This is a genomic window from Pseudomonas kairouanensis (genome assembly GCF_004682055.1).
GTDB classification, from domain to species: domain Bacteria; phylum Pseudomonadota; class Gammaproteobacteria; order Pseudomonadales; family Pseudomonadaceae; genus Aquipseudomonas; species Aquipseudomonas kairouanensis.
Genome location: NZ_QUZU01000044.1, coordinates 25,373 through 47,762, shown reverse-complemented (window position 1 = coordinate 47,762; position 22,390 = coordinate 25,373). Strand labels below are relative to the sequence as shown.

At 59.2% G+C, this 22,390-nt stretch carries 25 protein-coding genes and 1 tRNA gene; 20 read left to right on the top strand and 6 right to left on the bottom strand.

The window, feature by feature from the left end; all coding sequences use genetic code 11:
• From DYL59_RS25740 to DYL59_RS25715, 6 genes are all read left to right on the top strand, one after another.
• Positions 1 to 846 (top strand): ATP-binding cassette domain-containing protein (locus tag DYL59_RS25740; RefSeq protein WP_135291711.1); only part of this gene is annotated, 846 nt, incomplete at its 5' end.
• Entirely contained in the window at positions 843 to 1,820 is a 978-nt protein-coding gene (locus DYL59_RS25735) for an ABC transporter permease (protein ID WP_135291710.1), read from the top strand. The genes DYL59_RS25740 and DYL59_RS25735, both read left to right, overlap by 4 nt.
• Before the next feature lie 3 nt (positions 1,821 to 1,823).
• Positions 1,824 to 2,846, top strand: a complete 1,023-nt coding sequence (locus tag DYL59_RS25730; protein ID WP_135291709.1) for a LacI family DNA-binding transcriptional regulator — start codon at positions 1,824 to 1,826, stop codon at positions 2,844 to 2,846.
• Between the two features lie 23 nt (positions 2,847 to 2,869).
• The gene (gene rbsK, locus DYL59_RS25725) at positions 2,870 to 3,787 is read left to right on the top strand and encodes a ribokinase (protein WP_135291708.1); all 918 of its coding nucleotides are present in this window, start codon (positions 2,870 to 2,872) and stop codon (positions 3,785 to 3,787) included.
• The gene (rbsD, locus tag DYL59_RS25720; RefSeq protein WP_135291707.1) at positions 3,784 to 4,188 is read left to right on the top strand and encodes a D-ribose pyranase; all 405 of its coding nucleotides are present in this window, start codon (positions 3,784 to 3,786) and stop codon (positions 4,186 to 4,188) included. The genes rbsK and rbsD overlap by 4 nt, the downstream gene beginning before the upstream one ends.
• 26 nt (positions 4,189 to 4,214) lie before the next feature.
• The gene (locus tag DYL59_RS25715) at positions 4,215 to 5,243 is read left to right on the top strand and encodes a nucleoside hydrolase (RefSeq protein ID WP_135291706.1); all 1,029 of its coding nucleotides are present in this window, start codon (positions 4,215 to 4,217) and stop codon (positions 5,241 to 5,243) included.
• A 33-nt stretch (positions 5,244 to 5,276) separates the two neighbouring features.
• On the opposite strand, the gene DYL59_RS25710 is transcribed toward DYL59_RS25715, so the two are convergent.
• Positions 5,277 to 5,489 carry a hypothetical protein gene (locus DYL59_RS25710; protein ID WP_135291705.1) on the bottom strand — a complete coding sequence of 71 codons (213 nt, stop codon included), beginning with the start codon at positions 5,487 to 5,489 and terminating at the stop codon, positions 5,277 to 5,279.
• Between the two features lie 170 nt (positions 5,490 to 5,659).
• Here DYL59_RS25710 and DYL59_RS25705 point away from each other — a divergent pair, with 170 nt between their 5' ends.
• On the top strand, positions 5,660 to 5,968 hold the full coding sequence (locus tag DYL59_RS25705; protein WP_135291704.1) for a hypothetical protein: 309 nt from the start codon (positions 5,660 to 5,662) through the stop codon (positions 5,966 to 5,968).
• A gap of 142 nt (positions 5,969 to 6,110) precedes the next feature.
• A complete protein-coding gene (locus DYL59_RS25700) occupies positions 6,111 to 6,431 on the top strand; it encodes an I78 family peptidase inhibitor (RefSeq protein ID WP_135291703.1) in 321 nt (106 codons plus the stop codon).
• 71 nt (positions 6,432 to 6,502) lie between these two features.
• Here DYL59_RS25700 and DYL59_RS25695 read toward each other — a convergent pair whose 3' ends face one another.
• Together DYL59_RS25695 and DYL59_RS25690 are read right to left on the bottom strand one after the other, a co-directional pair.
• Positions 6,503 to 6,715 carry a cold-shock protein gene (locus DYL59_RS25695; protein WP_003234260.1) on the bottom strand — a complete coding sequence of 71 codons (213 nt, stop codon included), beginning with the start codon at positions 6,713 to 6,715 and terminating at the stop codon, positions 6,503 to 6,505.
• A 289-nt stretch (positions 6,716 to 7,004) separates the two neighbouring features.
• Positions 7,005 to 7,319, bottom strand: a complete 315-nt coding sequence (locus DYL59_RS25690; RefSeq protein ID WP_135291702.1) for a hypothetical protein — start codon at positions 7,317 to 7,319, stop codon at positions 7,005 to 7,007.
• A gap of 366 nt (positions 7,320 to 7,685) precedes the next feature.
• Here DYL59_RS25690 and thrS point away from each other — a divergent pair, with 366 nt between their 5' ends.
• The 9 genes from thrS to DYL59_RS25645 all read left to right on the top strand — a co-directional run bounded on the left by thrS (position 7,686) and on the right by DYL59_RS25645 (position 15,142).
• Positions 7,686 to 9,608, top strand: a complete 1,923-nt coding sequence (thrS, locus tag DYL59_RS25685) for a threonine--tRNA ligase (RefSeq protein WP_135291701.1) — start codon at positions 7,686 to 7,688, stop codon at positions 9,606 to 9,608.
• Positions 9,608 to 10,159, top strand: coding sequence for a translation initiation factor IF-3 (gene infC, locus DYL59_RS25680; RefSeq protein WP_169850653.1), 552 nt, complete (start codon positions 9,608 to 9,610; stop codon positions 10,157 to 10,159). Before thrS ends, infC begins: the two co-directional genes overlap by 1 nt.
• A gap of 60 nt (positions 10,160 to 10,219) precedes the next feature.
• Entirely contained in the window at positions 10,220 to 10,414 is a 195-nt protein-coding gene (gene rpmI, locus DYL59_RS25675) for a 50S ribosomal protein L35 (protein WP_002553160.1), read from the top strand.
• 30 nt (positions 10,415 to 10,444) lie between these two features.
• Positions 10,445 to 10,801 (top strand): 50S ribosomal protein L20, encoded by a 357-nt coding sequence (rplT, locus tag DYL59_RS25670; protein WP_003174975.1) that lies wholly within the window; start codon positions 10,445 to 10,447, stop codon positions 10,799 to 10,801.
• A gap of 109 nt (positions 10,802 to 10,910) precedes the next feature.
• Positions 10,911 to 11,927 (top strand): phenylalanine--tRNA ligase subunit alpha, encoded by a 1,017-nt coding sequence (pheS, locus tag DYL59_RS25665; protein WP_017737822.1) that lies wholly within the window; start codon positions 10,911 to 10,913, stop codon positions 11,925 to 11,927.
• Between the two features lie 26 nt (positions 11,928 to 11,953).
• Positions 11,954 to 14,332, top strand: a complete 2,379-nt coding sequence (pheT, locus tag DYL59_RS25660) for a phenylalanine--tRNA ligase subunit beta (protein WP_135291700.1) — start codon at positions 11,954 to 11,956, stop codon at positions 14,330 to 14,332.
• A gap of 3 nt (positions 14,333 to 14,335) precedes the next feature.
• On the top strand, positions 14,336 to 14,638 hold the full coding sequence (gene ihfA, locus DYL59_RS25655) for an integration host factor subunit alpha (RefSeq protein WP_002553164.1): 303 nt from the start codon (positions 14,336 to 14,338) through the stop codon (positions 14,636 to 14,638).
• Positions 14,619 to 14,975, top strand: coding sequence for a MerR family transcriptional regulator (locus tag DYL59_RS25650; RefSeq protein ID WP_010209127.1), 357 nt, complete (start codon positions 14,619 to 14,621; stop codon positions 14,973 to 14,975). The genes ihfA and DYL59_RS25650 overlap by 20 nt, the downstream gene beginning before the upstream one ends.
• Positions 14,976 to 15,065: 90 nt before the next feature.
• Positions 15,066 to 15,142: transfer RNA gene (locus tag DYL59_RS25645), tRNA-Pro, on the top strand.
• Positions 15,143 to 15,217: 75 nt separating this feature from the next.
• On the opposite strand, the gene DYL59_RS25640 is transcribed toward DYL59_RS25645, so the two are convergent.
• Positions 15,218 to 15,988, bottom strand: a complete 771-nt coding sequence (locus tag DYL59_RS25640) for a lipopolysaccharide biosynthesis protein (RefSeq protein WP_135291699.1) — start codon at positions 15,986 to 15,988, stop codon at positions 15,218 to 15,220.
• Positions 15,989 to 16,085: 97 nt separating this feature from the next.
• Entirely contained in the window at positions 16,086 to 18,452 is a 2,367-nt protein-coding gene (gene bamA / locus DYL59_RS25635; RefSeq protein ID WP_135291713.1) for an outer membrane protein assembly factor BamA, read from the bottom strand.
• A 177-nt stretch (positions 18,453 to 18,629) separates the two neighbouring features.
• Here bamA and DYL59_RS25630 point away from each other — a divergent pair, with 177 nt between their 5' ends.
• Genes DYL59_RS25630 through DYL59_RS25620 form a run of 3 tightly spaced genes read left to right on the top strand, consistent with a single transcriptional unit; the run spans position 18,630 to position 21,100 of the window.
• Positions 18,630 to 19,313, top strand: coding sequence for a response regulator transcription factor (locus DYL59_RS25630; protein ID WP_135291698.1), 684 nt, complete (start codon positions 18,630 to 18,632; stop codon positions 19,311 to 19,313).
• Positions 19,310 to 20,593 carry a HAMP domain-containing sensor histidine kinase gene (locus DYL59_RS25625; RefSeq protein ID WP_135291697.1) on the top strand — a complete coding sequence of 428 codons (1,284 nt, stop codon included), beginning with the start codon at positions 19,310 to 19,312 and terminating at the stop codon, positions 20,591 to 20,593. Before DYL59_RS25630 ends, DYL59_RS25625 begins: the two co-directional genes overlap by 4 nt.
• Positions 20,594 to 20,650: 57 nt before the next feature.
• Positions 20,651 to 21,100, top strand: a complete 450-nt coding sequence (locus tag DYL59_RS25620; protein ID WP_135291696.1) for a hypothetical protein — start codon at positions 20,651 to 20,653, stop codon at positions 21,098 to 21,100.
• Here DYL59_RS25620 and DYL59_RS25615 read toward each other — a convergent pair.
• Positions 21,070 to 22,389 carry an amidohydrolase gene (locus DYL59_RS25615; protein WP_135291695.1) on the bottom strand — a complete coding sequence of 440 codons (1,320 nt, stop codon included), beginning with the start codon at positions 22,387 to 22,389 and terminating at the stop codon, positions 21,070 to 21,072. The genes DYL59_RS25620 and DYL59_RS25615 overlap by 31 nt on opposite strands.
• Position 22,390 lies beyond the last annotated feature (1 nt).

The following is a 22,390-nucleotide window of genomic DNA, read 5'->3' as shown; positions in this document are numbered from 1 at the left end:
TTGGTGACCTTGATGGTCGGTCGTGAGTTGGGTGAGCAGATCGACTTGGGCCCGCGCACCATTGGCGGCCCGGCCCTGACGGTGAAAGGCCTGATCCGTTCGGACAAGGTTCGCGACGTGTCGTTTGAGGTACGTGCCGGCGAAATCTATGGCATTTCCGGCCTGATCGGTGCGGGCCGTACCGAGTTGTTGCGGCTGATCTTCGGCGCCGACCTGGCCGACAGCGGCACCGTGGCCCTCGGCTCACCGGCCCAGGTGGTCAGCATCCGCTCGCCGGTAGACGCAGTGGGCCACGGCATCGCCTTGATCACTGAGGACCGCAAGGGCGAAGGCCTGCTATTGACGCAATCCATCAGCGCCAATATCGCCCTGGGCAACATGCCGGAAATTTCCGGCGCCGGGGTGGTCAATGGCCGCGACGAAACCGCCTTGGCCAAGCGCCAGATCGATGCCATGCGCATCCGCAGCTCCAGCCCTGCACAGTTGGTGTCCGAACTGTCCGGCGGCAATCAGCAGAAAGTGGTGATTGGCCGTTGGTTGGAGCGCGATTGCTCGGTGATGTTGTTCGATGAGCCCACGCGAGGCATCGATGTGGGGGCCAAGTTCGACATTTATGCCTTGCTCGGCGAATTGACCCGCCAGGGCAAAGCGCTGGTCGTGGTGTCCAGCGACCTGCGTGAACTCATGCTGATCTGCGATCGCATCGGTGTGCTGTCTGCCGGGCGCCTGATCGAGACCTTCGAGCGCGACAGCTGGACCCAGGATGAATTGCTTGCCGCCGCCTTTGCCGGCTATCAGAAACGTGATGCGCTGCTCAACGACGCAGTGCTTAGGGATACCCCATGAAAACCACCATTTCCCCCGGTAAACCCGGCGGCAACTTCTACGGCCTGGGCACTTACCTGGGCCTGGCGGGCGCCTTGCTGGCGATGATCGCGCTGTTCTCGGTGCTCAGTGATCACTTCCTGTCCTATGACACCTTCAGCACCCTGGCCAACCAGATTCCAGACCTGATGGTACTGGCGGTGGGCATGACCTTTATCCTGATCATCGGCGGCATCGACCTGTCCGTGGGCTCGGTGCTGGCGCTGGCGGCGTCGGCGGTCAGCGTGGCGATCCTCGGCTGGGGCTGGAGCGTATTGCCGGCTGCCGTACTGGGCATGGGGTGCGCGGCGCTGGCCGGTACCATCACCGGGTCGATCACCGTGGCGTGGCGTATTCCATCGTTTATCGTGTCCCTCGGCGTGCTGGAAATGGCCCGTGGCGTGGCGTACCAGATGACCGGCTCGCGCACGGCCTACATCGGTGATTCGTTCGCCTGGTTGTCCAACCCGGTGGCGTTCGGCATTTCGCCTTCGTTCATCATTGCGCTGTTGGTGATCATCGCTGCCCAGTTGGTGTTGACCCGTACCGTGTTCGGTCGCTACCTGATCGGCATCGGCACCAATGAAGAGGCGGTGCGCCTGGCAGGGATCAATCCCAAGCCTTACAAGATCCTGGTGTTCAGCCTGATGGGCCTCCTGGCTGGCGTGGCGGCACTGTTCCAGATCTCACGGCTGGAAGCGGCGGACCCGAATGCCGGCTCCGGCCTGGAGCTGCAAGTGATCGCCGCCGTGGTCATCGGCGGTACCAGCCTGATGGGTGGACGCGGCTCGGTTATCAGTACTTTCTTTGGCGTGTTGATTATTTCCGTATTGGCCGCAGGCCTGGCGCAGATCGGTGCCACGGAGCCCACCAAGCGCATCATTACCGGTGCCGTGATCGTGATTGCCGTGGTCCTCGATACCTACCGCAGCCAGCGCGCCAGTCGGCGGGGCTGACCCATGGCAACGATCAAGGATGTGGCAGCGCTTGCAGGTATTTCCTACACCACGGTGTCCCATGTGGTGAACAAGACGCGCCCGGTCAGCGAGCCGGTACGGATCAAGGTCGAAGCGGCGATCAAGCAGCTCGACTATGTTCCCAGTGCCGTTGCGCGGTCGCTCAAGGCCAAGACCACGGCCACCATCGGTTTGCTGGTACCCAACAGCCTCAACCCCTACTTTGCCGAATTGGCGCGGGGCATCGAGGATTATTGCGAGCGCAATGGCTACTGCGTAATCCTCTGCAATTCCGATGACAACGCTGAAAAGCAGCGTAACTATTTACGGGTATTGCTGGAGAAGCGCATCGACGGACTGATCGTTACCTCGGTGGGTGGCGATGACAGTGGCCTTGCTGCCGGCTTGAGTGCGGTGCGCACGCCCATGGTGATTGTCGACCGGGCGCTGGACGGCATTGATGTGGATCTGGTGCGCATCGATCACGAGGAGGGCGCCTACCTCGCGACGCGGCATTTGCTGGAATTAGGGCACCGGGATATCGCCTGTATCGGCGGCCCAGCGCGTACCCGCGTCGCGCAGATGCGGTTGGCGGGCTATCACCGCGCATTGCGTGAAGCGGGCGTGGAGGTGGCGGCCGACCGTATCCAGGAAAGCGACTTCACCAGCACCGGCGGGTATGCCGCCGCCGTGCAACTGCTGGCGCAAAACCCGCCCAGTGCGGTATTCGCCAGCAACGACATGATTGGTTTTGGCGTGTTGCGTGCGGCGGCCGAGCGCAATATTCGCGTACCGGGCGAGCTATCGGTGATCGGCTTCGATGACATCCAGATGGGCCGCTACGTTTACCCGGCGCTGACCACGGTTGGCCAGTCGATCGTGCAACTGGGCGAGACGGCGGCCGAGCTTCTACTGAAACGAATTGCTACACCCCAACTGCCGATCGATCAACGCATCGTGACGCCGAGCATTGTATTGCGTGAGTCCACGGCGCCCGTCGCCGGTGTCTTCGCCCAATACCGCTGAACCGAATTGATGAGTACTGATGTATGCCAGCAAAAGTAGTGGTAGTAGGCAGCTTGAACATGGACCTGGTCACCCGTGCCAGCCGGTTACCCCGTGCCGGTGAAACCCTGATTGGCCAAACGTTCTCCACCGTGCCTGGCGGCAAGGGCGCCAATCAGGCGGTGGCGTCGGCGCGGCTGGGAGCGGATGTTGCGATGGTCGGCTGCGTCGGCACCGATGCCTACGGCACTCAACTGCGTGACGCGTTGCGGGTGGAAGGGATTGATTGCCAGGCTGTCAGCAGCGTGGAAGGTTCCAGCGGCGTAGCGTTGATCGTAGTGGATGACAGCAGCCAGAACGCGATTGTGATCGTCGCGGGCAGCAACGGTGAGCTGAAACCGGCTTCGTTGCAGGCGTTCGATGCAGTGCTACAGGCGGCCGATGTGATCGTCTGCCAGTTGGAGGTGCCCATGGAGACTGTAGGTTTCACGCTCAAGCGCGGTCGTGAATTGGGCAAGACGGTCATCCTCAACCCGGCACCGGCCAGCGCGCCATTGCCTGCGCAGTGGTACGCCTCGATTGATTACCTGATCCCCAACGAAAGCGAGGCCACTGCGCTGAGCGGCATTGCGGTGGACTCACTGGACAGCGCCAAATTGGCGGCGAACCACCTGATCAAGGCGGGCGCACGCAAGGTCATCATCACCCTGGGGGCTCAGGGGGCACTGTTTACCGACGGCCAGCTCGTTGAGCACCTGCTGGCGCCACAGGTCAAGGCGGTAGACACCACGGCCGCGGGTGACACCTTTGTGGGTGGCTTTGCCGCCGCACTGGCGGGTGGTAAAAGCGAAGCTGAAGCGATCCGCTTCGGCCAGGTGGCGGCGGCGCTGTCTGTCACCCGTGCCGGTGCACAACCCTCCATTCCAACGCTGCACGACGTTCAAGGTTTTGTGTCCCCATGAAAAAGACCCCTCTGCTCAATATTGCGCTGTCGCGAGTGATCGCTTCTCTGGGGCACGGCGACCTCCTGGTGATCGGCGACGCTGGTCTGCCGGTGCCGCCGGGCGTTGAGCTGATCGACCTGGCGTTGACCCAGGGTGTCCCGGATTTCATCAGCACCCTGCGTGTGGTGCTCAGCGAAATGCAGGTGGAAAGCCATGTATTGGCCGAAGAAATCCTGCTCAAGCAGCCACCGGCGTTGAGCGAGCTCAATACCCTCACGGACCAGGCGGCCCTCGGTGAGCGGCGCCTGGTCAACCACGAGGCGTTCAAGCAGTTGAGTCGCACGGCGCGTGCCGTGGTGCGTACGGGTGAATGTCAGCCGTACTGCAATATTGCGCTGGTGTCCGGCGTAACGTTCTAGCATTTCCCAACGACAAGGAGTGTTTTATGCAACGTGGTCTCTTAACCCTGAGAAATTTGTTTAGGAGTGTCCTGCTTTTGTCCGCACTCACTGCAGCCAGCGCCCAGGCGGCGGAAAAAATCGACTTGATCATCGACACCGACCCCGGCGCCGACGATGTGGTGGCCTTGCTGTTTGCCATGGCTTCCCCTGAGGAGCTGAGCATTCGCGCCTTGACCACCGTCGCTGGCAACGTGCGCCTGGACAAGACATCGCGCAACGCGCGTCTGGCGCGTGAGTGGGCAGGGCGGGAGGATATTCCGGTATACGCCGGTGCATCGAAACCGCTGCTGCGTACACCGATCTACGCTGAGAATATCCACGGCAAGGAAGGTATTTCCGGTGTGGCGGTGCACGAGCCGAAAAAAGGCCTGGCCGAAGGCAATGCCGTTGACTACCTGATCAAGACCCTGGGCAGCGCCAAACCGCATAGCATCACCATTGCAATGCTGGGCCCGCAGACCAACCTGGCGCTTGCGCTTACTCAGGCGCCCGAGATCACTCAAGGCATCAAGGAAGTCGTGGTGATGGGGGGCGCGCACTTCAACGGCGGTAACATTACCCCCGTAGCGGAGTTCAACCTCTTTGCCGACCCGGTTGCCGCTGAAATTGTGCTCAAGAGTGGTGTGAAGCTGACTTACCTGCCGCTGGATGTGACCCACAAAGTGTTGACCAGTGACGCGCGCTTGAAAAAGATCGCTGACCTGAACAACAACGCCAGCAAAGTGGTCAGCAGTATTCTCAATGAGTACGTCAAGGGTGACATGGAGCACTACGGCATTCCGGGCGGGCCGGTGCATGACGCCACTGTCATTGGTTATCTGCTCAAGCCTTCGCTGTTCAGCGGTCGCCAGGCCAACGTGGTGGTGGACAGCCGCGAAGGGCCGACCTTCGGCCAGACCATCGTTGATTGGTACGATGGCCTTAAGCAGGAAAAAAACGTGTTCTGGGTCGAGAATGGCGACGCCCAAGGCTTCTTCGATCTGCTGACCGAGCGCCTGGCGCGTTTGAAGTAAGTGGACTGCCGGTCGGCGTTCGCCGGCCGGTTCTTATTCGCGCTCGGGGTTCTGGGCGCCCATGTGATCGGCGGGGTACTTTTCGAATATCTGGCCGATGAACGCTTGCGCTGCTTTCGTCCCAAGTTCCTTGACCAGCAGGTCGATGCCGATGATCGCCAATTCCTCTGGGCTGCCGGGGCTGTACGAGCTCTGTCCTTGGGGCCATTTGGCTTTGATATCGGCTTGGAGCGTTACGGTGGTCATGGAGGTCTCACGGGCTGAAAATACTGGGCAGTGCGCTGCAACGCGCGTTTTAGCGAGGCAGTTAACCATTTTGTATCGGATTTGGCACTGATACTTAGGCATGAGGCGCTTCGGAAACGGGCGGGCGCTGTGCGACACTGTGCGCCTGTTTATTGACCGGGGAACACTGCATGCAGATCGATTTGAATAACCCCGAGAACCTGACCCTGGCCGCGGTGCGCCAACTGATCGCCAGCGCCAGTGATGACGAGCACACGCAGTTGCGGGTGACCAACGCCGGTATCGCCTATATCTCGTCGGGGAAGGCGGTGGGCGGGGTGGACATCGATGGGTTGCTGTTCCGTCTGGAGACCTGGGCCAAAGGCTCTGGGTATGTTGGCAATGTGGCCGCAAGTGATGAGGTGTGGGTCACGCAGATTTTCAACGCACTCAAGCAGAATTGGCCAAAGCCGCCGTTTGACTACATCGACATCTACTGATTACGTTCATATCTGGTCACGATTGAGCAGGGAATGCCGGGCGCGAGTCAGGCAGACTGCCCTTCAGCAGTTTACGTCTTGAAACCAATCAGCCAGACCGCTGTCGCACGAACTCTGTCCATTTTTTATCATAGGAGGCTTCATGCCTTGGAAGCTCGCATCATTCGGTACTTTGTTGGCGGCACTCGCGTTGGCGGGTTGCAGTACCCCGGGTGCCTCTGAGCCAACCAAAGATGCCGCCGTGGCCGATGCCGGTCATAGCCGCTGTGAGGCGAAGGCCGCCGAATTCACCATCGGCCAGAAAGCTTCACCTCAGTTGCTGGAGCAGGCCCGTACCCGCGCTGGCGCGCAGAACGCACGCATCCTCAAGCCCAGCGACATGATTACACTGGAGTACCGCTCCGACCGCCTTAACCTGAACACCGATGACAACCTGGTGATCACGCGGGTCAATTGCGGCTGAGTCTCCCAGGCTTTTGCAGCGCCCATAAAAAACCCCGTCACATGGACGGGGTTTTTTAGCTCAGCGGAGAATTACTCGCCGCGAACCTGTGCAGCTTGCATACCCTTTTGGCCTTTCTCAGCCACGAAGGAAACGGTTTGGCCTTCTTTCAGGCTTTTGAAACCGTCGCTTTCGATAGCTTTGAAGTGTACGAACAGGTCGTCACCGCCACCTTGAGGAGTGATGAAGCCGAAGCCTTTTTCATCGTTGAACCATTTAACGGTGCCGGTTTGGCGATTAGACATGGTGTATCTCCAAGAAACATATATTTTCAGTAGTACTGTGCTGCTCAGGCCAACTGGGCACACCGGGCTATCATAGTCGAAATGTTCGGCTTGGGAGCCCCCCCAAGGCATTGTTTGCTAATCAATAGCGTTGCGTTTAGTGCTTGGGTTGGCTGAAAGCCCCGATCTACGGGGCTTTGCCGCGAAATATAAGCTGGTAAAAAAAGCCGTAAAAGCTGCGTAATTTGTGAGAAATGGCAGTTTTTGCGCGATTTCTCCAGCAAAACGACCGTCCGATCAGGCGTCGTCGTTACTTTTTCTTCACGACTTTGCAGGACGAAATAGCTGCCACAGCTTTGTTTTTAAGCTCCGGGCTGGCGTTCTGGTTGGTCATCAGCTCCTTGATCTCCGCCGTGCTCAATTCAGCATTGATCTTGTCGGCGCCACATTCGCAGTGGGCTTTGGCAGTTTTGGCATCTACGTTCTGGCTGGCGGCGGCGCTGCAGTCGCTGACGAAGCTGTCGCGGGCACCGGCTGGCCAGTTAGAAGGAGCGGCGGCTTGTGCACCGAAAGACAGGAAAGCCAGAGAGGCGGCGAGAGCGAGGGTCGAGGTGAAACGCATCATGGGATGCTCCTTTGGGTGGAGGACGAACGGCGATTCTCAGTGGGTTTGAGGCATTGCGTACAGCTCAAGTTCCGTTTTGTAGCTATAAAGCCGGGAATTTGTCGTTGCATGGGGTGGCGTCGGCGCCATGACCGTTCATCTGTGCTAGCATCTTCGGCCTGGCTATTCCCAGGCGTGCCATTTGCCGCCTTGCCATGTTCTTTTTAGCTCACTCCAGTCACTCTGGTTCGATTATCGGTTGGCCGAAAGGCTCCTGCCGCTGTAAGGCAGGCGTTCATCACTGAACGGCCTGGTATTGGATCTTGTACTGGCTCATCCCAACCCACGTGACCTTTGGTAGGGGTCACCACTAGGAGAGGAGGCGCCATGCCAACTATTACTCTTCCCGACGGCAGTCAACGTTCATTCGATCATTCGGTTTCCGTAGCCGAGGTCGCCGCATCCATTGGTGCCGGCTTGGCCAAGGCCACCGTAGCCGGCAAGGTCGACGGCAAGCTGGTTGACGCCAGCGACCTGATCACCAGCGATGCCAGCCTGCAAATCATCACGCCCAAGGATCAAGAGGGGCTGGAGATCATTCGTCACTCTTGCGCTCACTTGATTGGCCATGCGGTCAAGCAGTTGTACCCGACGGCAAAAATGGTGATCGGCCCGGTCATCGACGAAGGCTTTTATTACGATATCGCCTATGAGCGTCCTTTCACCCCGGATGACCTCGCCGCCATCGAACAGCGCATGCACCAGCTGATCGAAAAAGATTACGACGTGATCAAGAAGGTCACGCCTCGCGCCGAAGTGATCGACGTGTTCACCGCCCGTGGCGAAGACTACAAGTTGCGCCTGGTGGAAGACATGCCGGAAGAGCAGGCCATGGGCCTGTACTACCACGAAGAATACGTCGACATGTGCCGTGGCCCGCATGTGCCGAACACGCGCTTCCTCAAGTCGTTCAAGCTGACCAAGCTGTCTGGCGCCTACTGGCGTGGCGACGCTAAAAACGAGCAACTGCAGCGTATCTACGGCACTGCCTGGGCTGACAAGAAGCAGCTGGCTGCCTACATCCAGCGCATCGAAGAAGCCGAGAAGCGCGACCACCGCAAGATCGGCAAGCGCCTGAACCTGTTCCACCTCCAGGAAGAAGCGCCGGGCATGGTGTTCTGGCACCCGAACGGCTGGACCCTGTACCAGGTGCTTGAGCAGTACATGCGCAAGGTTCAGCGCGACAACGGCTACTTGGAGATCAAGACTCCGCAGGTCGTTGACCGCAGCCTGTGGGAGAAATCCGGGCACTGGGCCAACTACGCCGACAACATGTTCACCACTCAGTCGGAAAACCGCGACTACGCCATCAAGCCAATGAACTGCCCGTGCCACGTGCAGGTGTTCAACCAAGGTTTGAAGAGCTACCGCGAGCTGCCGATGCGTTTGGCCGAGTTCGGTGCCTGCCACCGTAACGAGCCATCGGGCGCGCTGCACGGCATCATGCGTGTTCGTGGCTTTACTCAGGACGATGCCCACATCTTCTGCACTGAAGAGCAGATGCAGGCTGAATCCGCTGCGTTCATCAAGCTGACCATGGATGTTTATCGCGATTTCGGCTTTACCGAAGTCGAGATGAAACTGTCCACTCGTCCGGAAAAACGCGTCGGTTCCGACGAACTGTGGGATCGCGCCGAAGCTGCATTGGCCGCAGCGCTGGACAGTGCGGGCCTTGCGTACGATCTGCAGCCGGGGGAGGGCGCGTTCTACGGTCCGAAGATCGAGTTCTCGCTGAAAGATTGCCTTGGCCGTGTCTGGCAGTGTGGTACCCTGCAGCTCGATTTTAACCTGCCGATCCGTCTGGGAGCCGAATACGTCTCCGAAGACAACAGCCGTAAACACCCGGTTATGCTGCACCGGGCGATCCTTGGCTCGTTCGAACGGTTCGTCGGTATCCTGATCGAGCACTACGAGGGTGCATTCCCTGCGTGGCTGGCTCCGACCCAGGCAGTGATCATGAATATCACTGATAAACAGGCAGATTTTGCCGCTGAAGTTGAAAAAACTCTCAACGAAAGCGGGTTTCGTGCCAAGTCCGACTTGAGAAATGAAAAGATCGGCTTTAAAATCCGCGAGCATACTTTGCTCAAGGTTCCCTATCTTTTGGTTATCGGAGATCGGGAAGTCGAGATGCAGACTGTCGCTGTGCGTACTCGTGAAGGTGCTGACCTGGGCTCGATGCCCGTCGCCCAGTTCGCTGAGTTCCTCGCGCAAGCGGTTTCCCGGCGTGGTCGCCCAGATTCGGAGTAATTATTATTAAGCGTGAAATGAGACAAGATAAACGAGCTGCACCGAAAGCCCCGATCAACGAGAATATCTCGGCACGCGAGGTTCGGTTAATTGGCGCTGACGGCGAGCAGATTGGCATCGTCTCGATTGATGAAGCGCTTCGTATCGCTGAAGAGTCCAAATTGGACCTGGTGGAAATCTCCGCCGACGCAGTCCCGCCTGTTTGCCGGGTGATGGACTACGGCAAATCGATCTTCGAAAAGAAGAAGCAGATTGCTGCGGCGAAGAAGAACCAGAAGCAGATTCAAGTAAAAGAAATCAAGTTTCGTCCAGGGACGGAGGAAGGGGATTACCAGGTAAAACTGCGCAACCTGGTACGTTTCCTGAGTGATGGGGACAGGGCCAAGGTATCCTTGCGATTCCGCGGCCGTGAGATGGCCCACCAGGAGCTGGGGATGGAACTCCTCAAGCGGGTTGAAGCTGACCTGCTCGAGTACGGTTCGGTCGAACAGCATCCTAAGATGGAAGGACGCCAACTGATCATGGTCATCGCCCCGAAAAAGAAGAAGTAATCAACAGGGCACGGCAGGCCTTCTGATTATGTTTATCAACTGAATGCGGAGTATCCGAACATGCCAAAGATGAAGACTAAAAGTGGTGCTGCTAAGCGGTTTCTGAAAACTGCTAACGGTATCAAGCACAAGCACGCTTTCAAGAGCCACATCCTGACCAAAATGTCGACCAAGCGTAAGCGTCAACTGCGCGGTAGCAGCTTGCTGCATCCGTCTGACGTGGCAAAAGTCGAGCGCATGCTGCGCCTTCGTTAATTTTTGGATCAAGAATAGAGGAAGTAACTCATGGCTCGTGTAAAGCGTGGCGTCATTGCCCGTAAACGTCACAAAAAAATTCTGAAACTTGCTAAAGGCTACTACGGCGCGCGTTCACGCGTATTCCGTGTTGCCAAGCAAGCGGTAATCAAGGCAGGCCAATACGCCTACCGCGACCGTCGTCAGAAAAAACGTCAGTTCCGCGCTCTGTGGATCGCTCGTATCAACGCTGGTGCTCGTGTTAACGGTCTGTCCTACAGCCGTTTCATCGCTGGCCTGAAAAAAGCTTCCATCGAGATCGACCGTAAGGTTCTGGCCGAACTGGCAGTGAACGAAAAAGCGGTGTTTGCTGCGATTGTCGAGAAAGCTAAAGCCACCTTGGCTTAAGTACCCCCGACAATCACCCTGGGCTACTCCTGTAGCCCAAGGTGGTAAACGTCTTAAATAGGGGAAGAGCCTTCAAGCTCTTCCCCTATTTTGTATCTGGAGTCTGTACATGGAAAACCTGGACGCGCTCGTCGCTCAAGCTCTTGAGGCTGTGCAAAGCGCTGAAGATATCAATGCCCTGGAGCAAATCCGGGTTCACTACCTTGGTAAAAAAGGTGAATTGACTCAGGTGATGAAGACCCTGGGGAATTTGCCCGCTGAAGAGCGTCCGCAAGTCGGCGCGCTGATCAACGTCGCCAAGGAGCGTGTCACAGAAGTACTCAATGCGCGCAAGGCGACGATGGAGGAGGCTGATCTCGCGGCCAAACTCGCTGCCGAGTCCATTGACGTGACCCTGCCTGGCCGTGGCCAGGCCTCGGGCGGCCTGCATCCGATCACCCGGACTCTGGAACGTATCGAGCAGTTCTTCACCCATATTGGCTACGGCATTGCCGAAGGCCCTGAGGTTGAAGACGACTACCACAACTTCGAGGCGCTCAACATCCCAGGCCACCACCCGGCCCGGTCGATGCACGACACCTTCTATTTCAACGCGAACATGCTGTTGCGCACCCATACCTCGCCGGTACAGGTCCGCACCATGGAAGCGAACAAGCCGCCGATCCGCATTGTCTGCCCAGGCCGTGTGTACCGCAGCGACTCCGATATCACCCACTCGCCGATGTTCCACCAGGTTGAAGGCCTGCTGGTTGATCGCGATATCAACTTCGCCGACCTCAAAGGCACCATCGAAGAGTTCCTGCGGGTGTTCTTCGAGAAGGAGCTGGCGGTGCGTTTCCGTCCATCGTTCTTCCCGTTCACCGAGCCGTCCGCTGAAGTCGACATGGAATGCGTGATGTGCAGCGGTAAAGGCTGCCGCGTCTGCAAGCAGACCGGCTGGCTGGAAGTGATGGGCTGCGGCATGGTTCACCCTAACGTGCTGCGCATGTCCGGGATCGACCCAGAAGAATTCTCGGGCTTTGCCTTCGGCATGGGCGTTGAGCGTCTGGCCATGCTGCGTTACGGCGTGAACGACTTGCGTCTGTTCTTCGACAACGACTTGCGGTTCCTCGCGCAATTTCGCTAGTCGTAACGAATCTTTAGGAGAGCAGGATGAAATTCAGTGAACAATGGCTGCGTGGCTGGGTAAGCCCGCAGGTAGATCGCGACGAGCTGGTTGCTCGTCTGTCGATGGCCGGTCTTGAGGTCGATAGCGTTACGCCGGCCGCCGGTGTTTTCAGCGGCGTGGTGGTGGGTGAGGTGCTGAGCACCGAGCAGCACCCGGATGCCGACAAACTGCGTGTGTGCCAGGTCAGCAGTGGTACGGAAACTTTCCAGGTCGTGTGCGGTGCGCCAAACGTGCGTCCGGGCCTGAAGATTCCGTTCGCCATGATCGGTGCCGAGTTGCCAGGCGACTTCAAGATCAAGAAAGCCAAGCTGCGTGGCGTTGAGTCCAACGGCATGCTGTGCTCCCAGGCCGAGCTGCAGGTGGGCGAGGGCAACGATGGGCTGATGGAACTGCCGGCCGATGCGCCAGTGGGCCAGGACATCCGCGTTTACCTGGAACTGGAAGACGCCAGCATCGAGGTCGACCTGACCCCGAACCGTGGTGACTGCCTGTCCCTGGCAGGCTTGGCGCGTGAAGTCGGTGCGCTGTACAACGCCCCGGTTACCCGTCCAGTGGTTGCCTCTGTGCCGGCCGTGCACGACGAAGTGCGCCCGATCGAAGTCATCGCACCCAACGCCTGCCCACGTTACCTGGGCCGTGTGATTCGTAACGTCGACCTGTCCAAGCCTACGCCGCTGTGGATGGTTGAGCGTCTGCGTCGTGCCGATGTGCGCAGCATCGACGCTGCCGTCGATATCACCAACTACGTAATGCTGGAGCTGGGCCAACCATTGCACGCCTTCGATCTCGCCGAGATCAACGGTGGCATCCGCGTGCGCATGGCCGAAGAAGGCGAGAAGCTCGTCCTGCTGGATGGTCAGGAAGTCAGCCTGCGTGCCGATACCCTCGTCATCGCTGACCACTCCCGTGCCCTGGCAATTGCCGGCGTGATGGGGGGCGAGCACAGCGGTGTGTCTGCGACCACCCGCGACGTATTCCTTGAAAGCGCGTTCTTCGATCAAATCGCTATCGCTGGCAAGGCCCGTTCCTACGGCTTGCACACTGATGCATCGCACCGCTACGAGCGTGGCGTGGACTGGAAGCTGGCCCGTGAAGCCATGGAGCGCGCCACTGGCCTGCTGCTGGAAATCACCGGTGGCGAAGCTGGCCCGATCACCGAAACCGTCAACGAACAGTACCTGCCGTCCGTTGCGCCGATCACCCTGCGTGCTAAAAGCGTTGAGCAAATGCTCGGCCTGGTGATCGAACCGGCTGAAATCGAGCAACTGCTGTCGGCCCTCGGTCTGGCCATCTCCGTGAGCGGGGAAGGGCAGTGGAAGGTTGAAGTGCCAAGCCATCGTTTCGATATCAGCCTGGAAGTAGACCTGATCGAGGAGCTGGCCCGTCTGTACGGGTACAACCGCCTGCCTGTTCGTTACCCGCAAGCGCGCCTGGCGCCACAACCGAAGGCCGAGGCGCGTGCGCACCTGCCGGAGTTGCGTCGTCTGCTGGTGGCCCGTGGTTACCAGGAAGCGGTGACCTACAGCTTCATCGATCCCAAGCAGTTCGAGCTGTTTAACCCAGGCGTCGAGCCGCTGCTGCTGGCCAACCCGATTTCCAACGACATGGCGGCCATGCGTTCGTCCCTGTGGCCAGGTCTGGTGAAAGCACTTTCCCACAACCTGAACCGTCAGCAAGACCGCGTGCGCATGTTCGAAAGCGGCCTGCGTTTTGTAGGTCAGTTGGATGGCCTGAAGCAAGAGCCGATGCTGGCTGGCGTAGTCTGCGGTAGCCGTCTGCCGGAAGGCTGGGCGCAGGGCCGCGATGCTGTGGACTTCTTCGACGTCAAGGCTGACGTGGAAGCGGTACTGGGCTTCGCCGGTGCTTTGGATGCCTTCACCTTCCTGCCAGGCAGCCACCCGGCGCTGCATCCGGGCCAGACTGCACGTATCGAGCGTGAAGGTCGCCTTGTTGGCTACGTGGGTGCCATTCACCCGGAACTGTCGAAAACCCTGGGTCTTGACCGTCCTGTGTTTGTATTCGAACTGGTCCTGGCTGAAGTGGCTTCGGGCAAGATGCCTAAATTCAGCGAGCTGTCGCGCTTCCCTGAGGTTCGCCGCGACCTGGCGCTGATCGCCGATCAAGGTGTGGCCGCCACTGCCGTTCTGGATGTAATCCGTGAAAATGCAGGGGAATGGCTGACAGACCTCAGGCTATTTGACGTCTATCAGGGTAAAGGTATTGATCCGCATAGAAAAAGCCTTGCCGTTGGCTTGACCTGGCAGCATCCATCGCGCACTCTTAATGACGATGAGGTGAATACCACGACACAAAATATCCTCACCTCGCTCGAACAAAGGTTGAACGCCACGTTAAGGAAGTGACGTATGGGGGCTTTGACGAAAGCTGAGATGGCGGAACGTCTGTACGAAGAGTTGGGTCTGAACAAACGCGAGGCCAAGGAATTGGTCGAGCTGTTCTTTGAAGAAATCAGACACGCTCTGGAAGACAACGAACAGGTCAAATTGTCCGGTTTCGGCAATTTTGACCTGCGGGACAAACGCCAGCGGCCTGGCCGCAATCCAAAAACGGGAGAAGAAATCCCGATCACGGCTCGCCGTGTGGTCACCTTTCGTCCAGGGCAGAAGTTGAAGGCCCGAGTTGAGGCTTATGCTGGAACCAAGTCATAACGACGAGCTACCCGTCATCCCAGGCAAACGCTACTTCACCATTGGTGAAGTCAGCGAGCTTTGTGCGGTAAAACCGCACGTGCTGCGCTATTGGGAGCAGGAGTTTCCTCAACTCAACCCCGTCAAACGTACCGGGAACCGTCGGTATTATCAGCGCCAGGATGTGCTGATGATCCGACAGATCCGTGCGTTGCTGTACGACCAGGGGTTCACCATCAGCGGTGCGCGCCAGCGTATGTCCGGTGATGAGGCCAAAGACGACACCACCCAATACAAGCAAATGATCCGCCAGATGATCGCCGAGCTTGAAGATGTACTTGTGGTTCTGAAGAAGTAATTCAGGCTTTTAAAATACTTCCACATTTCAAAAGCTTGCGGTATATTCCTGATCGCTTCGTTGCGAAGCAAACCCAGTAACACGCCTAGTCGGGGCGTAGCGCAGTCCGGTAGCGCACTAGCATGGGGTGCTAGGGGTCGAGTGTTCGAATCACTCCGTCCCGACCATATTTTGAAGGGGGCCAATCACCTAGGTGATTGGCCCCTTTTTCGTTTCCGGCTTTCACCACGCTACGCAACCAACTAAAGCATCCCCTCGACCTCTCCCAGTCCTACTCGCGGAACCACGCTCTGCGGAATCCTTGAGCACTCAGACACGTTGTAAACCCTGAAGCCATCCCCCACGACTTTACTGGCCATCAATTCAAACGACGGCAATATCCGGGTGTAGTAGTGCTGATCAAGCCCGCAAGGGGACTTGATGGACTCGAGGCTCTCATAAAACCTTCCCGATTTCTCGTTCAGGTCAACGCCCACCATGAACACCTTGGAGAAGCCGAGGTGGTACGCCAGCTGCAGCGTCAGGTAGGCAACGGTTCGTGCATCAAAGAAGCCTTTGCTCATGTCCTTGCTGAACCCAATGGGGCGTCGGTGAAGGCCAGGTAAGGGGAGATTGGCAATCAGCTCTCTGTGTTTACCTCGCACAGAGTCGAACCAGGACGGTTGTTTGGCCTTGGACAACGGGTACAGGCGCCCGGCCGGGTGAATACCCAGCGACCGCGCGTGCTCCTCCCGCAACGCGACGTTTTGGCTGACAGTCATCGCGTAGTTGAACAAATCCGGCTGTTGTTGGGGAAACCCCGTATCGGTGCAGGTGTAAAACAAGGGTTTAACGTCAGTGCCCAAGAACATCGAAATGGCGCCATTCATTGTGATCATCGGCACGTGGGCAAACCGTTCCAGGGGAAACGACTTGGCCGACTGGCCGGACGCAATGATGAATACGGCGCCTGTTTCAGTATTGCGGCAGGCGTCAAACGGCTGAAAGTCGAGGTGAGGGGAGATCTGTGTCATCGGGCCCTACCGTGCGCTGAAGTGATAATGCGTACTTCAGCCGACTGACTAGCGCTCCCACAGTTCCATTCATGAAACAAACCACATGTGCGCGCCGTTAGAACGTCTGCCCCATCGAGAACTGAAACACCTGCTTATCCGCGTTCTCCGGCGTCTTGATCGGGTACGCCAGGTTCACGCTCAACGGTCCCAGTGGGCTGTACCAGGTCACCCCAACGCCCACCGAACTGGCCATCTGGTTCAGGTCCACGCTGCCACAGCCCTGGGTGGTGCTCAGGTAGCACTTGTCCGAATACACCGAGCCCACGTCCCAGAACAGCGAGGTGCGCACCGACTTGTTGTCTTTGATGAACGGCACTGGGAAAAGGTATTCCACGCCGCCGGTGATCAGGATGTTGCCGCCCAGCGCTTCGGTGTCGCGGTCTGAGTAATACGCTTGGCCGGCGCTGGAATAGGTGCCGGTGGCCGGGGTGTTGCGCGGGCCAAGGGTGCCGCTTTCAAAGCCGCGCACGGTGCCTTCGCCGCCTGCCGTGTAGGTTTCGTAGAAGGGCAGGCTGTCTGTGGAGCCATAGCCGTTGCCGTAGCCAAGCTTGGTGTGAAAGCGCAGGGTGGTGCTGTTGGTGACGGGCACGTAGGTCTGCCCTGAGTAATCGATCTTGTAGAAGCTCAGGTCGCTGCCGGGCACCGTCACCATCAGGTTGAGGTTCTGCGAATAACCGCGAGTGGCCAATATCCCCTTGTTCAGCGTTGACTCCGACCAGCCCAGGTTGGCCTTGAAGTTGGTGAAGTCCTTGCCTTCGCGCTCGACAAAATCATAGATCTCATCCGCGCTGTAGGTACCCGGCTCAATGCTGTCGTGCTGGGCCGTCAGGCCAAAGCTCAGGCGCGAGGTTTCATTGATCGGGTAACCCAGGGTAGCGCCCAGGCCGTAACTGTTGATGGCGTAGTACGACACCCCGTCGTCGTAGTACTTGTTGTAGTCCGTCTTGCTGTAGAACGCGTTGTAGCCCAGGCTCACACCGTCCGGGGTGAAGTAGGGGTCGGTAAAGCCGATGTTGTACTTGCTCTGGTACTCCGAGCGGGTCAGCCCCAGGCTTGCGTAGTTGCCGGTGCCGAGGAAGTTGTTCTGGGTGATCGAGCCGCCCAGGATCAGCCCCGCGCTCTGGGCAAAACCGATGCTGGCGGTGATCGACCCCGACGCCTGTTCTTCCACGGCGTAGTTCACATCCAATTGATCGTCCACGCCCGCCACGGCCGGGGTTTCGACGTTGACCTCCTTGAAGAAACCCAGGCGTTCCAGGCGCACCTTGGATTGATCGATCAGGTAGGTGGAGGCCCAACCGCCTTCCATCTGGCGCATCTCGCGGCGCAGCACCTTGTCGTCGGTCTTGGTATTGCCACGGAAATTGATCCGGTTGACGTAGGCACGCTTGCCGGGGTCGACAGCGAAGGTGATGTCCACCGTGTGATTTTTCTCATCAACCTGCGGTACGCCGCTGACGTTGGCGAAGGTGTAGCCCTCATTGCCCAGGCGACGGGTGATCAGCTCCGAGGTGGTGGTCATCAACTTGCGCGAGAACACCTGGCCCTTTTGCACCAGCAACAGTGACTGTACCTGGTCTTCGGGCACTTTCAGCTCGCCGCTGAGCTTCACCTCACGCACCGTGTATTTCTGGCCTTCCTGGATATTCACGGTGATATACACGTGCTTCTTGTCTGGCGTCATGGATACCTGGGTCGAGGCGATATCCATATTGATATAGCCGCGGTCCAGGTAATACGAGCGCAGTCGTTCCAGGTCACCGGAGAGTTTTTCCCGTGCGTATTTGTCGTCGTTCTTGAAAAACGACAGCCAGTTGCTGGTCTTGAGGGTGAACTGGTCGGTCAGCGCTTCGTCGGAGAACACCGTGTTGCCCACCACGTTGATGTGCTGGATCGACGCGACTTCACCTTCATTGACTTTGACTTTCACCCCCACCCGGTTACGCGGCTGGGCCACCACCTCGGTCTCGACCGACGCCGAATAGCGCCCCTGGGCCACGTACTGGCGCTGCAACTCGTTGCGCACACCTTCCAGGGTCGCGCGCTGGAAAATCTCGCCCTCGGCCAAGCCGGACTGCTTCATGCCCTTCATCAGGTCTTCGGTGGAGATGGCCTTGTTGCCCTCGAACTCGATACTGGCAACCGAAGGACGCTCGACTACATTGATAATCAGCACATCGCCTTCGCGGCTCAGCTGGATGTCCTGGAAGTAGCCGGTCTTAAATAATGCACGGGTGGAATCCACCAGGCGCCGGTCATCGGCTTCGTCACCCACGTTGAGGGGCAGGGCGCCAAACACGCTGCCCGCCGACACCCGTTGCAGGCCGTTGATTCGAATATCCGAGATTTTGAAACCCTGGGCCAAGGCCAGGGAGGCATTGAGCAGCAGCGCAACCGAGCAGAGCAGGCGCGAAAAATTCATCAAGATCTTTTTCCAGAACACATCGACAAGCAGCGCCGGCGCGGCCGGACTGGTGAACATCCAGCTTAAGAGTGCCTGGCGTTTGATGCGGTTAACCGAGTGTCAAGTTAGGTAAAGGTTGGCCGCAAATCATCACGCAAGGCCGATAATGCGCAGCCCCCCACTGACGAGTCCGCGATGATCTCCGTACTGTTGGTCGACGACGACCAGGAACTGACTGCTATGTTGAGCCAATACCTGGCGAGCGAAGGCTTTGCGGCGACGGCGGTGCATACCGGCGAGGAGGGCGAAGTGGAGGCGCTGTCGGGTCGCTACAGCATCGTGGTGCTGGACGTCATGCTGCCCCTGCGCTCGGGCATCGAAGTGTTGCGGCGTATCCGCGCGGTCAGCCAGGTGCCAGTGGTGTTGCTCACCGCCCGTGGCGACAACATCGACCGCATCACCGGCCTGGAGCTGGGCGCCGACGACTACGTACCCAAGCCCAGCTCCCCTGGCGAGTTGGTGGCGCGTTTGCGCGCGATCATGCGCCGGGTGCACCCGGTAGGCCAGCCAACCACCGAGATGATCAAGACCGGCGCGCTGGTGCTGTGGCCGGGCAAGCGCCAGGCGTTGTGGCACGGCGTCGAACTGGGGGTCACCAGTACCGAGTTCAGCCTGCTCGAAGAACTGGCCCGTAGCGCCGGGCAGGTGGTGAGCAAAAAGGATCTGTCCCTTAATGCCTTGGGCTGCCCGCTGACCCGCTACGACCGGCGCATCGATGTGCATATCAGCAGCATCCGGCAAAAACTTGGGCCACGCCCGGACGCCAAGGCCTGGATCCAGAGCGTGCGCGGCCTGGGCTACCTGTTGATCGCCGAATGACCAAGCCCAGCCTGCTGTTCTGGAAGCTGTTCCTGGCCTTCTGGCTGGCCACCACGCTGACCTTTCTGGTGGGGATCGGTGTGCTGGAACTGGGCCGTTTCCGCCCCAACGACCCCCATGTCGAAGCCATCCTGGCGGCCGAAGAAAAGTTGCTGCAGCAATTTGGTGTCGAGGCGGGTGGCGAGCTGCTTACGGTATGGGAGCGCCCTGCGGATGAAGGGATTGGTGTGTATGACAGCAGTGGTCAATTACTGGCGGGGGCGCCGGTTACGGAGGTGGCCCATGAACGATCTGTCACCAGCAAGGAGGGCCTGGTGCTGTCGATTCGTTCCACCCACGCCCCCGGCAAGGACCCCGGCCGGCCCTGGCACGAGATCCCGCTGATCATCGGTACGGTGATGAGCGCATTGTTCAGCGGCTACATGGCCTATTACCTGGCCTGGCCCCTGGCTTACTTGAAGCGGGCAATGAGCGACGCCGCCCAGGGGCGTTTCGAAACACGGGTAAAGCCGGCCATGGGTAAGCGCCGCGACGAAATCGTCGACCTCGCCGAGGACTGCGACCGTATGGCCAACCAACTGAAAGTATTGGTGCAGGCCCAGCAACATTTACTGCACGATATCTCCCACGAGCTGCGCTCCCCGCTCACACGGATACAGGCGGCCATCGGCCTGTTGCGCCAGGATGCTGCGCGGCTGGAGATGCTTGAACGCATCGAAAGTGAATCCGAGCGCATGGACACACTTATTGAAGCGCTGCTGACCCTGGCCCGCCTGCAAGGTCGTCCGGAAAGCATCGAGCGTGAATCCCTGGATGTCGTCGAGTTGTTGACGATGATTGTCGAGAACGCCCAGTTCGAAGCCGGTATCAAAGGCTGTCGTGTCCAGCTGCACGCCTGCCCGCCGTTTATCGCCTGTGTCAGTGGCGAGTTGCTGTACCGCTGCTTCGAAAACGTGCTTCGCAATGCCGTTCGCTACACGCGGCCCGGCACCACGGTGCAGGTATCGGCGCAGGTCAGCGCAGAAGGCAACCGCCTCAATGTACAGATCACCGATCAGGGCCCAGGCGTGAACAGCGACCGCCTGCAACGTATTTTCGATCCGTTCGAACGGGGTGTGGGCGATGCCAGCGTCGGCTTCGGCCTGGGCCTGGCCATCGCCGCACGGGCGGTGCAAATGCACGGTGGCACCATCGTTGCGCGTAACGTTCCCACCGGTGGGCTGACGGTGGAAATCAACCTGCACAGCGCACGATCTTTACACGACATTACATTGGCTTGACCGCCCTGTACGTCGCCCCTGATTAGACTTGCCGCCATTGATAGAGTGGAGGTGGCGATGTTTCAGGTGCACAAGAAGGGCTTCGTGTCCGGCAGGAAAATGGTCGACGGCCTGGTGCCCTACGACTTCTTCTGCGAAGACAGCCCGGCGATCAACCTGTTTGTGTTTACCGGTGCGGCCACGCCGCACGCCACGGTGGAAGAACAGACGCTATGGGGCTTCACCCGCCTGGAGCGCTTCGAGGCGATGAGCGCAGCACTGGTTACCCACAAGAAACACGCCGGCTGGTTCCAGAGCGTCAGCGTGCTGACCGGGCCGAACCAGAACGGCACCCAAAGCGTGAAGTTCCAGCGCGTGTTGAAGATCATCAAGCACGCCAGCGCCACGCGGAAGGTGGATTACGAAATACTCACCGACGAAGGTGACACCTACTTCACCCGCCAGGCCGTCGCCCCCGACAGCGCGCAAACCATCATCTATTCGGCCGAGCCACCGGTGGCCATGTAGCTCAAGGTCATGCGGCTCAACGCCCGAATGCCCACCGCCAGGCTCGGGTCATCCACCCGGAACCCCGGCGAGTGCGTCGGCCATATGGTTTTGCCTTCTAGCGCGGGCGGTGTCACGCCCATGCGCATGAAAATCCCCGGCACCTGGCGCGCATATTCAGCGAAGTCGTCGGCGCCGTAAGTGCCGTTGTCGATGCGCACCGGGGTGGTGGACACCTGTTGCAGCACCGGTAGTAACTGGTCCACCAACGCCGTGTTGTTGTAGCCGGCGCGATAGTTTCCGGGCAGGTACTCGACCTTGGCCGACGCCCCCGACGCTTGGGCAATGTGCTCGGCGGTGCGGGTCATGCGTTGCAGCACATCCTCGCGCTGTTCATCGCTGACGGTGCGAATCGAGCCTTCCAGGCGCACTTCGGCAGGGATGATGTTGTGGCGGTCCCCGGCTTCGATACGGCCCACGGAAATCACCGGCGCGGGCAACAGGCTGAGGTTCGACTGGCGGCTGGGAATGGTCTGCCACGCCAGGATCACTTGGGCCGCCACCGGCACCGGGTCGATACCGGTCCAGGGGAACGCGGCGTGGGTCTGGCGGCCGATGATGTGGGCGACAAAGGTGTCCGCCGCGGCCGTGGTGCGCTGGCGGCTGAGGGTGAACGTGCCCGCTGTACCGGCCGTCACATGAATGCCGAAGATCACCGCCGGCACCGGGTTTTGCAACGCGCCTTCCTTGATCATCAACTGCGCGCCGCCTTGCTCGCCCAGCGGCGGGCCTTCTTCGGCTGGCTGAAAGATCAATTTCAGCGTGCCCGGCAGTTGCTCGCGGTGGGCCGCCAACACTTCGGCCACCCCCAGCGCCATGGCCATATGGGCATCGTGGCCGCAGGCGTGCATCACCCCGACTTCCTTGCCTCGGCTGCGAAAATCCCCACCTTCGTCTTTAGCGCGTACGGTCGAGGCATAGGGTAGGCCGGTCTGCTCCGTTAGCGGCAGTGCATCCAACTCGGCGCGAATCGCCACCACCGGGCCTGGCTTTCCTCCACGCAAAATACCGATCACGCCGGTGTGGGCGATGCCGGTCTGCACCTCCAACCCCAATTCCCGCAGGCGCTGGGCGATGCGTTCACGGGTGTGGAACTCGCGGTTGCCCAGTTCCGGCTGTTGGTGGATGGCGTGGCGCAGTTCGATCACACCGGGCAGTGCCTGGCGGATCTGTGCATCCAGATCGGCCCAAGGCTCAGCGGCCGATGCGGCGCCGGACAACAGCAACAGAAAAAACGCTAGCTTGGACATG

Coding starts and splice junctions, on each gene's coding strand:
- DYL59_RS25625 (WP_135291697.1), top strand. CDS start 19,310: ATGACCAAGCCCAGCCTGCTGTTCTGGAAGCTGTTCCTGGCCTTCTGG.
- DYL59_RS25735 (WP_135291710.1), top strand. CDS start 843: ATGAAAACCACCATTTCCCCCGGTAAACCCGGCGGCAACTTCTACGGC.
- DYL59_RS25715 (WP_135291706.1), top strand. CDS start 4,215: ATGCAACGTGGTCTCTTAACCCTGAGAAATTTGTTTAGGAGTGTCCTG.
- DYL59_RS25620 (WP_135291696.1), top strand. CDS start 20,651: ATGTTTCAGGTGCACAAGAAGGGCTTCGTGTCCGGCAGGAAAATGGTC.
- DYL59_RS25695 (WP_003234260.1), bottom strand. CDS start 6,715: ATGTCTAATCGCCAAACCGGCACCGTTAAATGGTTCAACGATGAAAAA.
- DYL59_RS25700 (WP_135291703.1), top strand. CDS start 6,111: ATGCCTTGGAAGCTCGCATCATTCGGTACTTTGTTGGCGGCACTCGCG.
- rpmI (WP_002553160.1), top strand. CDS start 10,220: ATGCCAAAGATGAAGACTAAAAGTGGTGCTGCTAAGCGGTTTCTGAAA.
- pheT (WP_135291700.1), top strand. CDS start 11,954: ATGAAATTCAGTGAACAATGGCTGCGTGGCTGGGTAAGCCCGCAGGTA.
- DYL59_RS25650 (WP_010209127.1), top strand. CDS start 14,619: ATGCTGGAACCAAGTCATAACGACGAGCTACCCGTCATCCCAGGCAAA.
- DYL59_RS25730 (WP_135291709.1), top strand. CDS start 1,824: ATGGCAACGATCAAGGATGTGGCAGCGCTTGCAGGTATTTCCTACACC.
- pheS (WP_017737822.1), top strand. CDS start 10,911: ATGGAAAACCTGGACGCGCTCGTCGCTCAAGCTCTTGAGGCTGTGCAA.
- rplT (WP_003174975.1), top strand. CDS start 10,445: ATGGCTCGTGTAAAGCGTGGCGTCATTGCCCGTAAACGTCACAAAAAA.
- thrS (WP_135291701.1), top strand. CDS start 7,686: ATGCCAACTATTACTCTTCCCGACGGCAGTCAACGTTCATTCGATCAT.
- rbsK (WP_135291708.1), top strand. CDS start 2,870: ATGCCAGCAAAAGTAGTGGTAGTAGGCAGCTTGAACATGGACCTGGTC.
- DYL59_RS25630 (WP_135291698.1), top strand. CDS start 18,630: ATGATCTCCGTACTGTTGGTCGACGACGACCAGGAACTGACTGCTATG.
- DYL59_RS25710 (WP_135291705.1), bottom strand. CDS start 5,489: ATGACCACCGTAACGCTCCAAGCCGATATCAAAGCCAAATGGCCCCAA.
- ihfA (WP_002553164.1), top strand. CDS start 14,336: ATGGGGGCTTTGACGAAAGCTGAGATGGCGGAACGTCTGTACGAAGAG.
- DYL59_RS25690 (WP_135291702.1), bottom strand. CDS start 7,319: ATGATGCGTTTCACCTCGACCCTCGCTCTCGCCGCCTCTCTGGCTTTC.
- DYL59_RS25640 (WP_135291699.1), bottom strand. CDS start 15,988: ATGACACAGATCTCCCCTCACCTCGACTTTCAGCCGTTTGACGCCTGC.
- DYL59_RS25705 (WP_135291704.1), top strand. CDS start 5,660: ATGCAGATCGATTTGAATAACCCCGAGAACCTGACCCTGGCCGCGGTG.
- bamA (WP_135291713.1), bottom strand. CDS start 18,452: ATGAATTTTTCGCGCCTGCTCTGCTCGGTTGCGCTGCTGCTCAATGCC.
- rbsD (WP_135291707.1), top strand. CDS start 3,784: ATGAAAAAGACCCCTCTGCTCAATATTGCGCTGTCGCGAGTGATCGCT.
- DYL59_RS25615 (WP_135291695.1), bottom strand. CDS start 22,389: ATGTCCAAGCTAGCGTTTTTTCTGTTGCTGTTGTCCGGCGCCGCATCG.